At 73.2% G+C, this 17167-nt stretch carries 14 protein-coding genes; 9 read left to right on the forward strand and 5 right to left on the reverse strand.

From position 1 onward, the window contains the following. Positions 1–227, forward strand: a 227-nt coding sequence (locus tag ACYVK5_RS07920; protein WP_460703589.1) for an HAD hydrolase family protein, incomplete at its 5' end; no start/stop codon positions are given. 302 nt (positions 228–529) lie between these two features. After that, positions 530–1453 (forward strand): DUF2797 domain-containing protein, encoded by a 924-nt coding sequence (locus ACYVK5_RS07925; RefSeq protein ID WP_460703591.1) that lies wholly within the window; start codon positions 530–532, stop codon positions 1451–1453. A gap of 124 nt (positions 1454–1577) precedes the next feature. On the opposite strand, the gene ACYVK5_RS07930 is transcribed toward ACYVK5_RS07925, so the two are convergent. From ACYVK5_RS07930 to ACYVK5_RS07950, 5 genes are all read right to left on the reverse strand, one after another. Continuing rightward, positions 1578–2156: a PIN domain-containing protein gene (locus tag ACYVK5_RS07930; protein ID WP_460703593.1), complete on the reverse strand. Its 579-nt coding sequence runs from the start codon at positions 2154–2156 to the stop codon at positions 1578–1580. 22 nt (positions 2157–2178) lie between these two features. Continuing rightward, positions 2179–2619: a helix-turn-helix domain-containing protein gene (locus ACYVK5_RS07935; RefSeq protein WP_460703595.1), complete on the reverse strand. Its 441-nt coding sequence runs from the start codon at positions 2617–2619 to the stop codon at positions 2179–2181. A 183-nt stretch (positions 2620–2802) separates the two neighbouring features. Beyond that, positions 2803–3048 carry a DUF6457 domain-containing protein gene (locus ACYVK5_RS07940; protein ID WP_460703597.1) on the reverse strand — a complete coding sequence of 82 codons (246 nt, stop codon included), beginning with the start codon at positions 3046–3048 and terminating at the stop codon, positions 2803–2805. Between the two features lie 2 nt (positions 3049–3050). Beyond that, entirely contained in the window at positions 3051–3989 is a 939-nt protein-coding gene (mobA, locus tag ACYVK5_RS07945; protein ID WP_460703599.1) for a molybdenum cofactor guanylyltransferase, read from the reverse strand. Beyond that, positions 3986–5530, reverse strand: coding sequence for a molybdopterin molybdotransferase MoeA (locus ACYVK5_RS07950; protein WP_460703601.1), 1545 nt, complete (start codon positions 5528–5530; stop codon positions 3986–3988). Before ACYVK5_RS07950 ends, mobA begins: the two co-directional genes overlap by 4 nt. Before the next feature lie 362 nt (positions 5531–5892). Here ACYVK5_RS07950 and ACYVK5_RS07955 point away from each other — a divergent pair, with 362 nt between their 5' ends. The 7 genes from ACYVK5_RS07955 to ACYVK5_RS07985 all read left to right on the forward strand — a co-directional run bounded on the left by ACYVK5_RS07955 (position 5893) and on the right by ACYVK5_RS07985 (position 17000). Then, positions 5893–7284 carry an MFS transporter gene (locus ACYVK5_RS07955; RefSeq protein WP_460703653.1) on the forward strand — a complete coding sequence of 464 codons (1392 nt, stop codon included), beginning with the start codon at positions 5893–5895 and terminating at the stop codon, positions 7282–7284. Between the two features lie 2 nt (positions 7285–7286). Continuing rightward, a complete protein-coding gene (locus tag ACYVK5_RS07960) occupies positions 7287–10094 on the forward strand; it encodes a molybdopterin oxidoreductase family protein (RefSeq protein WP_460703603.1) in 2808 nt (935 codons plus the stop codon). Continuing rightward, the gene (locus ACYVK5_RS07965; RefSeq protein ID WP_460703605.1) at positions 10091–11770 is read left to right on the forward strand and encodes an FAD-dependent oxidoreductase; all 1680 of its coding nucleotides are present in this window, start codon (positions 10091–10093) and stop codon (positions 11768–11770) included. Before ACYVK5_RS07960 ends, ACYVK5_RS07965 begins: the two co-directional genes overlap by 4 nt. 101 nt (positions 11771–11871) lie before the next feature. Further along, positions 11872–14559, forward strand: coding sequence for a nitrite reductase large subunit NirB (gene nirB, locus ACYVK5_RS07970; protein WP_460703607.1), 2688 nt, complete (start codon positions 11872–11874; stop codon positions 14557–14559). Continuing rightward, positions 14556–15038 carry a nitrite reductase small subunit NirD gene (nirD, locus tag ACYVK5_RS07975; RefSeq protein WP_460703609.1) on the forward strand — a complete coding sequence of 161 codons (483 nt, stop codon included), beginning with the start codon at positions 14556–14558 and terminating at the stop codon, positions 15036–15038. Before nirB ends, nirD begins: the two co-directional genes overlap by 4 nt. Next, entirely contained in the window at positions 15035–15865 is an 831-nt protein-coding gene (gene cobA / locus ACYVK5_RS07980) for a uroporphyrinogen-III C-methyltransferase (RefSeq protein WP_460703611.1), read from the forward strand. The genes nirD and cobA overlap by 4 nt, the downstream gene beginning before the upstream one ends. Positions 15866–15911: 46 nt before the next feature. After that, a complete protein-coding gene (locus tag ACYVK5_RS07985) occupies positions 15912–17000 on the forward strand; it encodes a uroporphyrinogen-III synthase (RefSeq protein ID WP_460703655.1) in 1089 nt (362 codons plus the stop codon). The last annotated feature ends 167 nt before the right edge of the window (positions 17001–17167 follow it).

Here is a 17167-nt window from a genome sequence, read left to right on the forward strand (position 1 = left end):
CAGCAAAGGTCTCTCACCTCCACACGGATAAACAGCGCCTCGTGGCGCACAACGATCTGCCGATGTTTCGGTGGGCCGCCACCGCCGTCGCCATGGCCGGAGCGCCCGCCGTCGTGCGCGCCGCTGCCGACATCACGACCGGCACCCTTGAGCAGCACGGAGCCGCGTCCATCCTGAACGCCATCGCCGCAGGCAAGCTCGTCACCGAACCGGCCAGCCGCCACTGAGCCGGTCACCACAGATCTTGCGGCCGGTGCACCGCCCCGCACCGGCCGCAGGCCCGCCGTCACCCAGACCAGCGGCGGGAGCGGGCCGGGACCCACACCGGGCCCCGGCCCGCGTATGGACCCAGGACGTACGACGGCGAGTTCCGAGACGGACCTTCCCGCCACCTGACCCGCACCGAGCCCGGCCCATCCTCGGAGGGACGACTGCCGTCCTATGAGAACGTGTCGCCCGTGGATAGCTTGCGCTGCCGCCAGTCCCTGACCGACGACCCCGAGCTCCTGCGACCGCTGGGAGCCACCCCATGACCGACACGCCCGTATCCGCCTGGCGGCCGACCGGGCTCGTCTGGACCGGGACCGGCAGCCCGGCCGCGGCGCTGGCGTGGCTGTCTCCGACCGGCAAGACGCGCAGCAGCCAGGTGGACATGGGTGTGCCGTTCTCCGCGACCGTCGGTGCCGATCGGCGATGCGTCGGCCTGTGGTGGGACGGGCGCCGCATCCCCTGCACCGCCCGCGCCACGATCGCGCCGGAAGCGAAGTCCGGCCAGTGCGCCTCGTGCGCCGCGATCGCCCGCACGCGGTCCATCGCGACCGACACGAAGCTCGACGACCCGCGCCGGTTCACCGTCTACCTCGCCCACCACGGGAGCATCGTCAAGGCCGGAATCACCGCCGCGGAGCGCGGACACGCCCGGCTGCTCGAACAGGGCGCACTGTCCTCGCTGTTCCTGTCGTCCGGGACTCTGCTGTCCGCCCGCCGGTGCGAGTCCCTGCTCAGCGCGGCGCTCGGCCTGCCGCAACAGGTCGGCACCGCCCGCAAACGCGCCGCACGCGCCGCGCCGGGGACGACGTCGTCCCGCGACGACGAGCTGATGGCCATCGCCGAGCAGGCCGAAGGCATGGACTGGCCGCCCGGACAGACCCGGACCCCCGCCGGGCCCGTGGATCACACCCGAACCTACGGGCTGCCCGACGCCGGCGTCGCGCCCACCCGGCAGATCGACCCCCTGCACGCGGGATCGACGATCAGCGGCGAGGTCACCTGCCGCATCGGACGCGACCTGTACCTGACCACGCCATGCGGGATCGTGCTGCTCGACACGGGCCTGCTCCAAGGCTGGTCCCTGACCCGAGCCGCCCACGATGCAACCCTCACCGCCACCACGTCACCTGTCGCCAGGCCGAAGGAGACACCGGGGGAGACGGGCCAGGACGTCCTCTTCTGACCGTCGCTCACCCGCGCAGGCCGTGGATCAGCCCTCTTCCGCGGCAGTGCCGCCCCGGGCGCTGTGCGAGCGCGAAGATCCCGTGCTGCCCCCAGAAAGGTTTGCAGGGGCGGATCTTCCCCAGCTACCAGTCCGACGTGTCAAGTTGCTGAAGGTGGACGCGCACACGCTCTGCGAACTCCGGGCACCCTGCCAGCTTCAGCGGTGCACAGAGGTCGGCCTCGCCGCGGGTGCGCCAGAAGTGACGCGCCTGTCGCTCGGTAACGGCGTGGACCGTCTCGGGTGAGCTGTCGTCAAGGAGAACGAAGAAGTCGTCGGCGCTATAAACCTCGTACGGGAGCGTGTCCTCGATCCGGCTGAACCCGGCGTCGTCGGTGAGAACTATGTCAGCGTTGCACGCCAGGGCTGCCCCGTGTACGTGCCGGTCGTTCGCATCGGATCCCGGGAAGGCGGCACCGACGGGGAAGTCGTCGACTCTGCCGCCCTCGAGTACCTGCGCGATCCGGTCGCGGATCGTGGTGATCCTTCCGCCGTCCCAGTCCGGAAAACTGCGTCGCAGTCGGTAGACCGTCTCGGCAAGGATGTCCTCCGTCCAGTACACGGCGAAGACTTCGCTGTCTGAGACAGTCTGTGACAAGAGAAGCCAGTCACGGAGCGTCCTGGAAAAGAGGATGTTGGCATCGGGGAGGACGCGGATTTGCACCCGTCTAGACTAGATTGCCGCTCTAGATTTCGCGCTCCATGGCGTCCTCCAGCTCGATCAACTCTTCGAGCGCCTTGCGCTGCCGGGCGAGGCGAGCCCTCTTCGCAGCGAGTACGTCCGCGGATCGGACCCGGGTGTGGCTCCCGACCTTGTGCGCCGGCAGCTCGCCCGCCGCGACCATCTTCAGGAGCGTGGTCCGGGAGATGCCCAGCTCACGTGCCGCGACGGTCGTTGTCAGCTCTTCTGGCATCCTCCCGACGGTCACTACTCCGCCTCGCGCGATGGTCTCGACGACCTGGCTGATGACGGCACTGAGCTCCGCGGGAACTTGGACTCGTTCATCGCCCCGTTCGACGACCCACGTCACTGGTTCGTGCGGTGAGCGTTCCTGGCCGACGTGCTGTGCCTGCTTTGCCTCGGCGTCGCTGACGGTGATCGACGTCCTGGCTGTGAGTGTGGACATGACGTCACTCCCTTCTGCGCTCATGGTGCATTCACTACCGAAAAAGCCTACCACTTATAAGTGGTAGGAGTGTCGGATGCGCGATCCTTGTCGGTAGAGGTCGGCAGCACGTTCGACTGTCCTGAACGGCCGCGCGGGTGGGGGACGTCGTCGTGACCGTCGCTCACCCGCGCAGGCCGTGGATCAGCCCTCTTCCGGCCAGCGGTTCGCCAGTGCCAGGGCCTTGCGGGCCGCGTCCGTGGTGGTGCCGGTGGCCGCGGCCACCCCGGCCGCGTAGCCGACGGCGTACGTGGTCACCGGGGCGGCCGGGCGCGCGACGGCGTGCGCCGCGTCGCGTGCGAGGTCGAGGACCGCGTTCATGTCGACGGTCCCGGGCTCGAGCCCGAGTTCGGTCTCCAGGGCGGAGATCCAGGTCTTCAGGTCGGTCATGGTCACTCCTTCGATGCGGGCCCGGGGCGGACGCCGAGCCGTTCGGCGTCGTCCCACGTGTCGACGTCTGCGGACAGACTGCCAGGATCCGGAACTTCGAGCAGGCGGAGACCGCTCACGAGGCGTCGCACGGAGGCGCCGCGCCCGGAAGGCGCATCGTGTCCGACGGCGATCGCGGCCAGACGCTCGGCGAGCGCATCGGCGCGGTACAGCCCGACGAGCCACTGCGACCGCCCGCCGGCGACAAGGTACGCCCCGTCCGCCCCGCTCTCACCCCGGACGGCGCGCCACAGCTGCGGTACGGCCTCGCCAACCCGCGGCACATCGACGGCGAGCAGCAGCACCCACGGCGATCCAGGCTCGGCGTGGTCGGCAGTGGGAGGGGACGGCGGTCCGTCCGGCTTCGTGTGGTCGGGGGTTATCCGTGTGGTCGGTCGATCACTTGCCCGACCACGCGGAAAACCCCCGACCACACGAGTGTCGCTCGTCGGGGGCGCCTCGGCCGGCGCCGGAGGTACGAGCGCGTCGAAGGCCGCGGCGATACCGGCCACCGGGCCACCGAACGGAGGATCCTCCCTGGTCAGGACGGTCCTGGGCGCGGCCGGGTGGGCGGCGATCACCCCCGCGAGGTCGTCGGGGCCGACGACGGCGATCCGGCGCGCCCCCTGCGCCGCGTCCAGCGCGAGATGGAGAAGCGGGACGCCGCCGGACAGCAACCCTGGCTTGGTGGCGCCACCGAGCCGGGACGCGCGACCGCCGGCGAGCACGATCGCGTCGTACGGCTCGAGGCGGGCGTCGCGCTGTGTGGCGGGAACATGTGTGAGGGGGCCGCCGACGGTGGGGCCTCCGGCCGTGCCGTCGACTGCGTCGTCCGCGGCAGCGGATCCTGTCGCTCCGGGAGCGTCGCCGCCAGTGCCTCCCGCGCGTCCGCCGGCGTTCACAGCGGGATCACCGGTACCGGGTCGCCCGGGTCGACCTTCTCGACGCCGGCGGGAACGACGGCGAGTGCGTCCGCCGCTACCAGCGCCGACAGATGGTGTCCGTCCCCGGTGGGCTCGACGCCCTGGGCCAGCACCCGCACCGGCACGACCTGTTCCCGGTCCCGCGGACTCTTCCACCCGACGGCGGCCGGGCGGGTCTCCGGCGCGGTGCTCACCCCCGGGAGACCGCGCAGCCGCCCGATCGCGGGACGCACGAACATCGCGAACGAGACGTAGGCGGCCACCGGAGTACCCGGCACGGCGACCCACGGCACTCCCCGCCAGCGCGCCAGCGCCTGCGGACGCCCGGGCTTCATCCCCACGGCGGCGACGTCGACGTCGGACACCGCCCCGGACGATGCGGTGGACCCGGCCGGCGGCATCGCCGACCGCATGTCGGGCCCGCCCGACCGCGACGCCGCTCCGGCACCCGTTCCACCACCGACAGTGGCGACGTCCGCACCGCCCCCGGACGGCACGCTGTTCCCGGCCGAGAGCAGGGCCCGTACGACGTCCGCCGCCCCGGCCGACACGCCCCCGGCGGTCACGATCAGATCGACACGTGCCCCTGCCGTCGCGGCGGAATGTTCCGGCCCGGGCCGGCCGAACGCCGCATCGTCCAGGGCGGCGCGGAGCGCTTCCGGGTCGTCGGGCACCGGGCCCAGGCGGATGACGTCCGCCCCGGCGGCTCGTGCGGCGGCGGCGAGCATGAGCGAGTTCGAGTCGGTGATCTGACCCGGCAGGGTCGGTGCTCCCGACGGCACGAGCTCCGAGCCGGTCGCGATGACTGCCACCCGTGGCCGCCGTCGGACACGGACCCGGGAGACGCCGGCGGCGGCGAGCGCCGCCACGACCGGCGCGGTCAGCTCCTGACCGGCGCGCGCGAGCACGGCATCCACCGCGATGTCCGAGCCCTGCCGGCGGATGTGGTCGCGGGGCTGCCGCGCCAGCGTCACGGTGTCCGCCGTGCCGGGCCGGGCTTCCGCGGCTGGGTCGAACCGGCCGGTAGACGTCCGTTCCACGGGGACGACGGCGTCCGCCCCCGGCGGGATGGGCGCGCCGGTCATGATCCGGGCCGCGGTGCCCGGCGCCAGCTCGCGAGGTTCGGCCGCCGCGGCGGGGATGTCGGCCACGACCTGGAGCGTCACCGGGTCGCCGGTCACCGGCAGATCGTCGCCGCGGACCGCATAACCGTCCATGGCCGAGTGATCGAAGGCCGGCACAGGACTTGCGGCGCACAGGTTCTCGGCGAGCACGGGGAGATCGGTCGGCTGTCGAGCGGTCGGCCGGTTGTCGTGTGGTCGGTCCGATGTCGTGTGATCGGTCGCTCGGGGGACCGACCACACGACATCGGACCGACCACGCTCCACCCCACACGACAACCAGCCGACCGCACCGCCGCCGACCACATCCCCCAGCGTCACCTCGTACGCGGCCAGCGGCGCGACCATCGCGAGCACGCGTTCGACGTGCTCGGCCACGGTACGGGGCGTCGGTTCCACGACGTCCACGCTAGTCGTCCGCTGTTCGCGACGGGTTGCGCGGGCCTCACTGCCGGCCGGCGTTACCTGTGAGCCGGGAGGGGCACGCCCCGCGCGGTCTCACACCGCCCCCCAAGCACCTGTGCGTTCTTTCTTACGGTTGCTTCACCGCCTCATGACCGGCATGGAAACACCGTTTTCCTACTGTCGTCGCATCCGGTCCGACGTCGGGCCGGTGCCGGGACATCGTTCCCGGTTGCCCGACGTCGTCGGGCACCAAGCCATCAGGGAGGCACCACGTGTCCGCACCGACCGCCCGAGAAGACAACCCCACTACCGCCGTCGCACAGGCGGCGACCGCGACCGATGTGGCGCGGGACGGCGTGACGACGACCCTCGACGCCGCCACCGCCGTAGAGGCCGGCGACGCGGCGACGGCCCCCGCGCACGCCCTGGAAGCAGCCAAGGCCGCGAGCATCAGCGCCGCCGCCGAGCGCCGCCACCACCGCACCGGCCGCTGGATCCAGCACTGGGACCCGGAGGATCCCACCTTCTGGAACGACGGCGGCCGCCGTATCGCCCGCCGCAACCTCCTCCCCTCGATCTTCGCCGAGTTCCTCGGCTTCTGCGTCTGGGCCGTCTGGTCCATCGTGGTACCGCAGCTCCCCGCGGCGGGCTTCGCCCTGACCACCGACCAGATGTTCTGGCTCATCGGCCTCCCCGCCTTGGTCGGCGCGACCCTGCGCATCCCCTACACGCTCGCCGTCCCCGTGTTCGGCGGCCGCAACTGGACCATGGTCTCCGCCGCCCTCCTGCTCATCCCGTGCACGGGGCTCGCCATCGTGGTGCAGAATCCCGGCGTCTCCTTCGGGGTGCTCCTCGCCGTCGCGGCGCTCGCGGGCTTCGGCGGCGGGAACTTCGCCTCGTCGATGGCGAACATCTCGTTCTTCTACCCCGAGAGGGAGAAGGGCGCGGCGCTTGGCTGGAACGCGGCCGGCGGCAACGTCGGCACGGCGGCCGTGCAGTTCGTGGTGCCGCTCGTGATCGTGACGAGCGCCGGTGTCGCGCTGCAGAACGCCGCCTACGTGTTCGTCCCGTTCATCCTGCTGGCGGTGTTCCTGGCCTGGCGGTTCATGGACAACCTCAGCACGGCGAAGGCCGACCCGCGCCAGTTCGCCATCGCCACCCGCAGCAAGCACACGTGGCTCATCAGCTTCATCTACATCGGCACGTTCGGGTCGTTCATCGGGTTCGCCGGCGCGTTCCCGACGTTGATGAACAACCAGTTCCCGGAGGTGTCCCTGTCGCTGGCGTTCATGGGCGCACTGGTCGGCTCCGTGGCCCGCCCGCTCGGCGGGATCCTCGCCGACCGGCTCGGCGGCGTGTCGATCACCCTCGTCTCCTTCGCCGCGATGGCGGCCGGGACCGTGGGCGCGATCTGGTCGCTCGGCACGCACAACTTCCCGGTGTTCTTCGGGTCCTTCATGTTCCTGTTCATCTTCACCGGCGTCGGCAACGGCTCGGTGTACCGGATGATCCCCGCGGTCTTCCGGGTCGCCGGCCTCACCCCGAAGATGGCGGCCGGCTGCATCGGCATCGCGGGAGCCGCGGGCGCGTTCGGCGGCTTCCTGATCCCCCGCGGGTTCGCGGTCTCGACCACCACGACCGGATCGCTCGTCCCCGCGTTCTGGCTGTTCATCGGGATGTACGCCCTGATGGCCGCCGTCTGCTGGATCGTCTACGGGCGCGGCGAGATGCGCGCCGCGAAGGTCTGATGATGGCCGACACCCATTGCCCCTACTGCGCCCTGCAGTGCGGCATGTCCTTGGCGCCGGGCACCGAGCCCGGCGCCGGGGGCGCGCCCGCCACCGCCTCGTCCGTGCACGACGGCGGTCGTGGCTCGGACGGCCCGTCGCCCGACGGCGGCGCCCGGCGCGCACTTCCCCTCACGGTCACCCCGCGCGAGTTCCCCACCAATCGCGGCGGCCTCTGCCAGAAGGGCTGGACCTCCGCGTCCGTCCTGACGGCGCGAGACCGCATCACGACCCCCCTGATCCGCCGCTCCCTCCTGCCCGCCTCGACCCGTGAGACGGCGGGGCGCGACCACGCCGTTCTGCGCGACCACGCCATTCCGGCTGATGGTGACGTCAACACCGGCGAAAATGGCGTGGTCGAGCACGATGGCGTGGTCGCACACGATCGCGTGGCCGGCGGTGACCGGCCGGCGCCGGAAGCTCCTCAGGCGGCGTCGGCGGAGGATCCGCTGGTCCCCGCGAGCTGGGACACCGTGCTCGACCTGGTCGCCGGGAAGCTCGCCGCGCTCCGGGCCGCGCACGGCCCCGAGTCGGTGGCCGTGTTCGGCGGCGGCGGGCTCACCAACGAGAAGGCGTACGCGCTCGGCAAGTTCGCACGCATCGTGCTGCAGACCCCGAACATCGACTACAACGGCCGGTTCTGCATGTCGTCCGCGGCGGCCGCGACCAACCGCGCCCTCGGCGCCGACCGCGGGCTGCCGTTCCCGCTCGCGGATGTCGGCGGCGCGGACGTCGTGCTGCTGCTCGGCTCGAACCTGGCCGAGACGATGCCGCCCGCCGTGCAGCATCTCGCCGGAGCGCGCGAGGCCGGCCGGCGCGGCACCGGCGGGCTCGTCGTCGTCGACCCGCGCGTCTCCGCCACCGCCAGGCTGACCGACGACGGCGCCGGCGTCCACCTGCAGCCCGTCCCCGGCACCGACATGGTGGTGCTCCTCGCTCTGCTGCACGTGCTCCTCGCCGAGGGTCTCGCGGACCGCGAGTACCTCGCCGAGCGGGTGACCGGGTTCGACGACGTCGCCCGCTCGGTCGCCGCCTGGTGGCCCGAGCGTGCCGAGACCGTGTGCGGCGTCCCGGCCGAGGATCTGCGCCGCGTGGCGCGGCTGCTCGCCGTGGCGGCGCCGGTGCACGGCGGTCGTGGCGCGTACGTCCTGACCGGCCGGGGCGTGGAGCAGTCCGCGCAGGGCACCGCGACCGTGACGGCGGCGATCAACATCGCGCTCACCCTGGGCCTCGTGGGCCGTGAGGGCTCGGGCTACGGCGCCGTCACCGGCCAGGGCAACGGGCAGGGCGGTCGGGAGCACGGCCAGAAGTCCGACCAGCTCCCCGGCTACCGCAAGATCGACGACCCCGCCGCGCGCGAGTACGTCGCCGGCGTCTGGGGCGTGACCCCCGAGTCGCTGCCGGGCCCGGGCAAGCCGGCGGTGCAGCTGCTCCAGTCGCTGGGGGCACGCCCGTCCGCGACGGATGCGCCGGCGCGGGGCGGATCGCCGGACACGTCCGCCGCGCCGTCGTCTACCCCGTCGTCGTCTGCCGTGCCGCCCGCTGCCGCGCCGCCCGCTGCCGCGCCGTCCTCCCCGGCTCCGGCCGCCGCGGGCGCCGCCATCCGTCCCCGCGCGCTCCTGGTGCACGGGTCGAACCTGCTCGTCAGCGCGCCGAACGCGGACTCGGTCGTCGAGCGGCTGAGGTCGCTCGACCTCCTGGTGGTCTCCGACTTCGTCCCGTCCGAGACCGCCCTGCTGGCCGACGTCGTCCTCCCGGTCACGCAGTGGGCCGAGGAGGAAGGCACCATGACGTCCCTGGAGGGCAGGGTCATCCGCCGCCGTCGTGCCGCGGACCCGCCCGGCGAGGCCCGGTCCGAGCTGTGGATCCTCGCCGAGCTGGCCCGCCGCCTCGGCACGCCGGGCGAGACCGAGCCGGGCGCGGTGCGGTTCCCCACCGACCCCGCCGAGGTGTTCGACGAGCTGGCCCTCGCGTCGCGGGGCGGCGTCGCCGACTACTCGGGCCTCTCCCACGCCCGCCTCGACGCCGACGAGGCCGAGTCCGGCCCCGGCTACTTCTGGCCCGTGCCTGCCGAGTCGGCCCCCGTAGAGGCGTTGCCCGGCGCGCCGGTCCCCGCAGGACCGTCGCTCGCCGAGCCCGGCTCCGTTGAACCGCAGCAAGCCGCCGAACCGCACGACTCGCCCGCTCCGAGCGCGACGTCCGCCGAGCGGCCCGGCCAGCAGAACCACCCCGGCACGCCGCGCCTGTTCCTCGACGGCTTCCCCACCCCCGGCGGACGCGCGCGCATGATCGCCGTCGACCACAACGGCCCGTCCGACGACGTCCGCCCGGGCGCACCGCTCTACCTGGTCACGGGCCGCGTCCTGCAGCACTATCAGTCGGGCGCGCAGACCCACCGCGTCGCCGAGCTGGAGCGGCTGGTCCCCGAGCCCTACATCGAGATCCATCCGGTGCTCGGCTTCCGGATCGGCGTGCCCGACGGCGCCCGCGCCCGCCTCACCACCGGCCGCGGTTTCGTCGAGGCGACCACACGCTGGACCGACGCCGTCCGCCCCGACACCGTCTTCATGCCGTTCCACTGGTCCGGCGTGGGTTCCGTGAACCGCGTGACCACCGACGCCACCGACCCGATCTCCGGGATGCCGGAGTTCAAGGTGTGCGCCGTGGAGATCGCACCCGTGCCCGACGGCCTCCCGCCGGGCACCGTGCCGGGCCCAGCCCCCGGCGCCCGCCCCGAGTCCGCCCCCACACTCGAGGAGACCCCCGCATGAGTCTGAGAGTCCCTTTGCGGATCGTCGTGATCGGTTTCGGCATGGTCGGCGGCAGGTTCGTCGACGAACTGCTGCGCCGCGACACCGACAACGCCTTCGACATCACCGTCCTCGGCGCCGAGCCGTACGAGCCGTACAACCGCGTGCTGCTGAGCGACGTCATCGCCGGCCGCACCGACGTCGCCGCGATCGGCATGCCGACGCCCGACCTGGAACGGGTCGACCTGCGGCGCGGCGTCGGCGCGGTCTCGATCGACCGCGAGGCGCGGGTGGTCGTGGCCGACGACGGCACCCGGCACCCCTACGACCACCTGGTCCTGGCCACCGGGTCCGAGGCGCGGATCCCCCCGGTCCCGGGTCTCGGCACGGGCGGCGTTCCCGGACTCCCGGCCGGCGCGCACGCACTGCGCACCCTCGACGACGCCCGCGAGATCGTCGCCGCCACCGTGAACACCCCGCGCGCCGTGGTGGTGGGCGGCGGCGTCCTCGGCGTCGAGGCCGCCTACGGACTCGCCGCCCGTGGCCTGGAGGTCACCATCGTCGACGGCGCCCCCTCGCTCATGGCGCGCCAGCTCGACGGTCCCGCCGGCGAGGTGCTCGCCGACGGCCTCGCCGCCCGCGGCGTGACCGTCCGCGCCGGGGTGCTGCCGAGCGAGGTGCTCGTGGCCGGCGGCCGTGTCGTCGGCGTCCGGCTCGGGGACGACGACGTCGTCGCGGCGGGCCTCGTCGTGATGTCCACCGGGACGGTGCCGACGTCCCGGATCGCCCAGGCGGCCGGGCTCACGACCGACCGCGGCATCGTCGTCGGACACGATCTGACCAGCCCGGACGACGACGTCGTCTGCGCCGTCGGCGACTGCGCCCAGCCGCCCGAGGGATCGCGCGGCCTCGTGGCCGAGGGCTGGGACCAGGCGCGGCGCCTGGCCGAGCGATTCGCCGACCAGGCCGCCGCACGTGCCGCGGCCACCGCGCGGGAGACCGCGGGCCTCGACCAGCCGGCCGTCGGCGCGTCATCCGGTCCCCGCGAGCACCTCCGCCTCCCCGAGCAGGGCGGGCGTCCGTCCATGGCCGTGCGCCTCGGCACGCTGCTCGGCTCGCAGGCGGTGTCGCGGACGCCGTCGGACCGGGGTATCGAGACGCGCGGCACCGACGTGGTCAAGGTCAAGGCGGGCGAACTGAGCATCGTCAGCATGGGAGCGGCCGGCCTCGGCCGGGCGCCCCGGCCCGGTGAGCGCGCGGTGCGGCTCGCCGACCCGGCCGCGGGCCGGTTCGTCGAGGCGGTGGTGGCCGACGGCGTCCTGGTGGGCGCCACGTGCGTGGGCGACCCACGCGTTGCGGCCGACCTCACCGCCGCCTACACGCGGCGCACCCCCGTCCCGGCCGACCCGGCGTTCCTGCTGCTCACGCCGATCATGCCGACCGCCGCGCCCGTCGACTCGCCGGAACACATGCCGGACGACGCCGTGGTGTGCCGGTGCAACGGCGTCACCAAGGGCGAGATCGCCGCCTGCTGCGCCGACGGGAAGGACTCCCTCGAAGAGATCGCCGCGGAGACCCGCGCGACCACCGGCTGCGGATCCTGCGAGGAGGCCGTCTGCGGGATCGCGGCCTGGGTGAGGTCGTCGCGGCAGCCGGCCACGGACCGTGACGCGAGCGATGCGCAGGTGCCGGCATGACGGGCGGCTCACAGGGCGGCTCCACGCCGCGTGAGGAAGATGTTCCCGCCGTGCAACCGTCGTCGCACGGTACCGAAAAGGTGCCCACCTACGGTCAAGACATGGTCAACTCATCCGTGCCCGGACCTGCGGGCGACACCCAGCGCGAAGCCGCCCGGAGCGACGACACGCAGCGCGTCGTCGTCGTGGGCGGTGGCATGGTCGCGCAGCGCTTCGTCGAGGCGCTGCGCTCCCGCGACCCCGAAGGCCGCTACTCCGTCGAGGTCTTCGCCGAGGAGCCCCGGCCCCCCTACGACCGCGTCGGCCTGAGCCGCTGGTTCACCGAGGGGCCCGAGGCCCTCGCGCTCGGCGAGCCCGAGCTGTGGGACGACCCGCTCGTCACCCTGTACCGCGACCGCAGGATCACGGCGATCGACCGGGAACGGAAGACCGTCACCGACCGCCTCGACCGCGAGCACCACTACGACCACCTCGTGCTGGCCACGGGATCCTTCCCGTTCGTGCCGCCCATCCCGGGCGCCGACCTCCCGGGCGTGTTCGTCTACCGCACCATCGACGACCTGGCGGCCCTGCGCGGCTGGGTCGAGCAGAAGAGAGAGGCAAGCCCGAACAAGCCCCTACGTGGTGCCGTGATCGGAGGCGGCCTCCTCGGCCTGGAGGCGGCGGGCGCGCTCAAGGCGCTCGACGCGCACGCCACCGTCATCGAGTTCGGCACGCACCTCATGGGCGTGCAGATCGACCTGGGCGGCGGCGAGGCCCTCAAGCGGCTCATCAACAACAAGGGCATCGCGGTCCGCACCGACACCGCCACCAAGGAGCTCAAGCCGCACAAGCGCACCGGCCACGTCGGACGCATGGAGTTCGCGGACGGCGGCCGGCTGGACACCGACATCGTCGTCGTCGCCACGGGCGTGCGCCCCCGCGACGAACTGGCGCGGGAGGCCGGGCTGGAGATGGGGGAGCGCGGCGGCGCCGTCGTCGACCTCGCCTGCCGCACCAGCGACCCGGACGTGTCCGCGATCGGTGAGGTGGCCTGCATCGAGGGCCGCTGCATCGGCCTCGTCGCGCCGGGCTACACCATGGCCGAGATCGTCGTCGACCGCCTGCTGGGCGGCGACGCGACCTTCCCCGGCGCGGACACCGCGACCAAGCTCAAGCTGTCCGGCGTCGACGTCGCCTCGTTCGGCGACGCCCACGGCCGGGCCGACGGCTGCGTCGAGGTCGTCTGGGCCGACCAGGTCGCGGGCATCTACAAGAAGCTCGTGCTGTCCGACGACGCCCGCACCCTCCTGGGCGGCGTGTTCGTCGGCGACGCCGGCCCGTACGCGATGCTGCGGCCCATGCTCGGCGCCCAGCTGCCCGAGGGGGACCCGAGCAGCTTCATTCTCCCCGAGGGCGGTAACGGCGCCGCCCTCGGTGGACTCGAACTCCCGGACGACGCCGCCGTCTGCTCCTGCAACAACGTGTCGGCCAGAGAGATCCGCGCCGCCGTGACGGAGCACGGCTGCACCGACGTCCCCGGGGTCAAGGCCTGCACCAAGGCGGCCACCACCTGCGGGGCCTGCCTCCCGGTGGTCAAGAAGCTCACCAACACCGAGCTGGAGAAGGCCGGCATCGAGGTCAGCACCGCGCTGTGCGAGCACTTCGAGCTGACGCGCGCCCAGCTGTTCGACGCCGTCCGCGTGGCCGACCTGCACACGTTCAGCGAGATCATCGGCCGGTTCGGGCGCGCCCCCGAAGGCGCCACGAGCCCCGGCCGCGGCTGCGACATCTGCAAGCCCGTCGTCGCCTCCATCCTCGCGAGCCAGGGCAACGGCCACATCCTCGCGGGCGAGCAGGCCGCGCTGCAGGACACCAACGACCACATGCTGGCCAACATGCAGAAGGACGGCACCTACTCGGTGGTGCCGCGCATGCCCGGCGGCGAGGTCACCCCGGAAGGGCTCATCGCCGTCGGCGAGGTCGCGCGCGACTTCGGCCTGTACACGAAGATCACGGGCGGCCAGCGGGTCGACATGTTCGGCGCGCGCGTCGAGCAGCTGCCCGACATCTGGCGCCGCCTCGTGGACGCCGGCTTCGAGTCCGGCCACGCGTACGGCAAGTCGCTGCGCACCGTGAAGTCCTGCGTGGGCTCCACCTGGTGCCGGTACGGCGTGCAGGACTCCGTGGGCATGGCGGTCGAGCTCGAGCTGCGGTACCGCGGCCTGCGCGCCCCGCACAAGCTCAAGATGGGCGTGTCCGGATGCGCCCGCGAGTGCGCCGAGGCCCAGAGCAAGGACGTCGGCGTCATCGCCACGGACAAGGGCTGGAACCTCTACGTCGCGGGCAACGGCGGCCAGCGTCCCGCGCACGCCAAGCTGCTGGCCGAGGACCTCACCCGCGAGCAGCTCCTGACCGCCATCGACCGCTTCCTCATGTACTACATCCGCACGGGCGACCGCCTGCAGCGCACCGCCCCGTGGATGGACGAGGTCGAGGGCGGCCTGGAGGGCGTACGCCAGGTCGTCATGGAGGACTCCCTCGGCATCTGCGCCGACCTGGACGCCGCCATGGCCCACCACGTCGCCAACTACGAGGACGAGTGGAAGGCCGTGCTCGACGATCCCGAGAAGCTGCGGCGCTTCACGTCGTTCGTGAACGCGCCGGAGGAGGCGGACCCGAACCTCGCGTACGTCTCCGAGCGCGGCCAGCACCGCCCCGCCACCGACGAGGAACGCGCGGCGGCCCTCTCCGGCGCGGAGGACGCGCCGGTCCTGATCTCGGGCCCCAACCTGGAGGTGCGCTCATGACCGTCCCGGAACGCGAGTCGGAACGCGACAAGTCCCCGACCGTGGCGGCGCCCGGCGGTGCCGTCGCGCTCGCCGAGGTGTCGGAAGGAGGCGAGGGCATGGACGTGTCCAGCGATCTCGTGTGGCACGCCGTGTGCCCGGTGGACGACCTGATGCCCGAGCGCGGCGTCGCCGCGCTGCTCGGCGGCGTCCAGATCGCCGTCTTCCTGCTGGCCGAGCCGCACGACGGCGCACGGGTGCACGCGGTGCAGAACCTCGACCCGTTCTCCGGCGCGTACGTCCTGTCCCGCGGGATCGTCGGAACCCGGGGCGGCGTGCCCACCGTGGCATCGCCCATCTACAAGCAGGTGTTCTCCCTCGTCACCGGCGAGTGCCTGGTCACGGCCGACAAGGAACCGAAGGCAGGCCTCGCGGCCGGCCTGACGGCCTACCCGGCGCGGGTGCTCGACGGCGTCGTCCACGTGGGAGTGCCGGCGTGAGGACCCGGGTGACGGCCCGGCCGGTGTCGGAGCCGGGCGGCGCGGCACGCCGTCCCGGCTCCGATCACTGCGCGCGGGGACGGGTCACCCTCGTGGGCGGCGGGCCCGGCGCCGTCGACCTGCTCACGCTGCGGGCGTGGCGGGCCCTGCAGAGCGCCGACGTCGTCGTCGCTGATCGGCTCGGCGCCGTCGGCGTCCTCGACGACCTGCCCGCCACCACCGACGTCGTCCACGTGGGCAAGACGTCCGGGCACCATCCCGTCCCGCAGGACGAGATCAACCGCATCATCGTCGCGCGCGCCCGCGCGGGGGCGCACGTCGTGCGCCTCAAGGGCGGCGACCCGTTCCTCTTCGGGAGGGGCGGCGAGGAGATGATCGCCTGCCGGGAGGCGGGGATCGAGGTCGACGTCGTCCCCGGGGTCACCTCGGCGGTGAGCGTCCCGGAACTCGCGGGCATCCCCGTCACCCACCGCGGGACCGCCCACGGCGTGCACATCACGTCCGGGCACGGCGGCCTCGACGCCGCCGCGCTCGCGGTCGTCCGGGAGAACACGGCTACGCTGGTGATACTCATGGGGGTCTCGTCGCTGAGCACCATCGTTCAGCAGGCGCTGCGTGCCGGGACCGACCCGGCCACTCCCGTGGCTATCGTGGAGAACGGCTCCACGCCCGCTCAGCGCGTCACGCGGACCCGCCTCGACGAGGCGGCGGACGCCGCCGCTGCGGAGGGTGTGGTGGCCCCCGCCGTCATCGTCATCGGTGGCGTGGCGGCGGACGGACTGCTCGGGGGCGCGCGTGACGGGCGACTGGCAGGTGCCGGTGTCTGAGGCCGCGCAGGGCGTGGCCCTGCCCCGGCCTGCCCTGGGACAGGTCATGGCCGGCTGCACCGTGCTCGTCACCGCCGAGCGCCGGGCCGCCGAGCTGGCCGCGGCCCTGGAGCGCCGCGGTGCCACGATCCGCCACGCACCCGCGCTGAGCATGATCCCGCACGTCGACGACCAGACGCTGCTCGCCGCGACGCGCGCGATCCTCGCCGACCCGCCCGACGTCGTGGTGGTCACCACCGGGATCGGGTTCCGTGCCTGGCTCGAGGCGGCGGACGCGCACGGGCTCGACGGCCCGCTCACCGCGATGCTCGAGCGCGTGCGCCTCGTGGCGCGCGGGCCGAAGGCGCGCGGCGCGATCCAGGCAGCCGGGCTGCAGGCCGACTGGGTCGCCGAGTCGGAGACCTCCGCCGAGGTGGCGGAGGTGCTGCTGAGCGAGGGCGTGTCCGGGCTGCGGATCGCGATCCAGCACCACGGCGCGGGAGCCGACGGGCTGGACGACGTGTTCGAGAAGGCCGGGGCGCAGGTCGCGAGCCTCATCGTGTACCGCTGGGGTCCGGCTCCGGACCCGGGCGCGGTCCTCGCCTCGGCCGATGCCGCCGCGGTGGGGGAGATCGACGCCGTCGTGTTCACCTCCGCGCCCGGCTCGGAGGCATGGACCCGGGCCGTCGAGGAGGCGGGTGTGCTGTCGGCCGTCCGGGAACGCGTCGAGGCGGATCTGCTGGTCATGGCCGCCGTCGGACCCATCACCGCGAAGCCGCTGGAGGACCGCGGGATCAAGACGCTGCAGCCCGAGCGCGGGCGCCTGGGCGCGCTGGTGCGGGCCCTGGTGGGGCACTACGAGCGGATCGAGTCCGTGGCGCTGGCCACCGTCGCCGGGCCGCTGCAGATCCGTGCGCGGGTCGCGGTGCTGGACGGGCAGGTGCTGCCGCTGTCACCGACGGGCGTCGAGGTCCTGCGGCTGCTCGCCGCGGCCGGGGGCGATGTCGTCTCCCGGGACCAGGTGCTGGCCGCGCTGCCGGGCGAGTCCACGGACCCGCACGCCGCGGAGGTGGCGATCGCCCGCCTGCGCGAGACGGCGGGCAGGGACCTGATCCGGACCGTGGTGAAGCGCGGCTACCGCATCGAGCTGGCCTGACGCACGAGGACTGGGCCCGGGCCGTGCGAGGCCTGCCTGCCGAACCGTTGGGGGAGCTCGGCCGTCTTCACTGTTTCTTCACTTCTGGTCTGTATCAGGATGCTGAGAGGTCCCTCTGAGTCAGGTGAGATTGATTTCGCAAGCGGTGTCCGTGATGCGGAAGAATC

It is taken from the genome of Myceligenerans halotolerans (genome assembly GCF_054782975.1).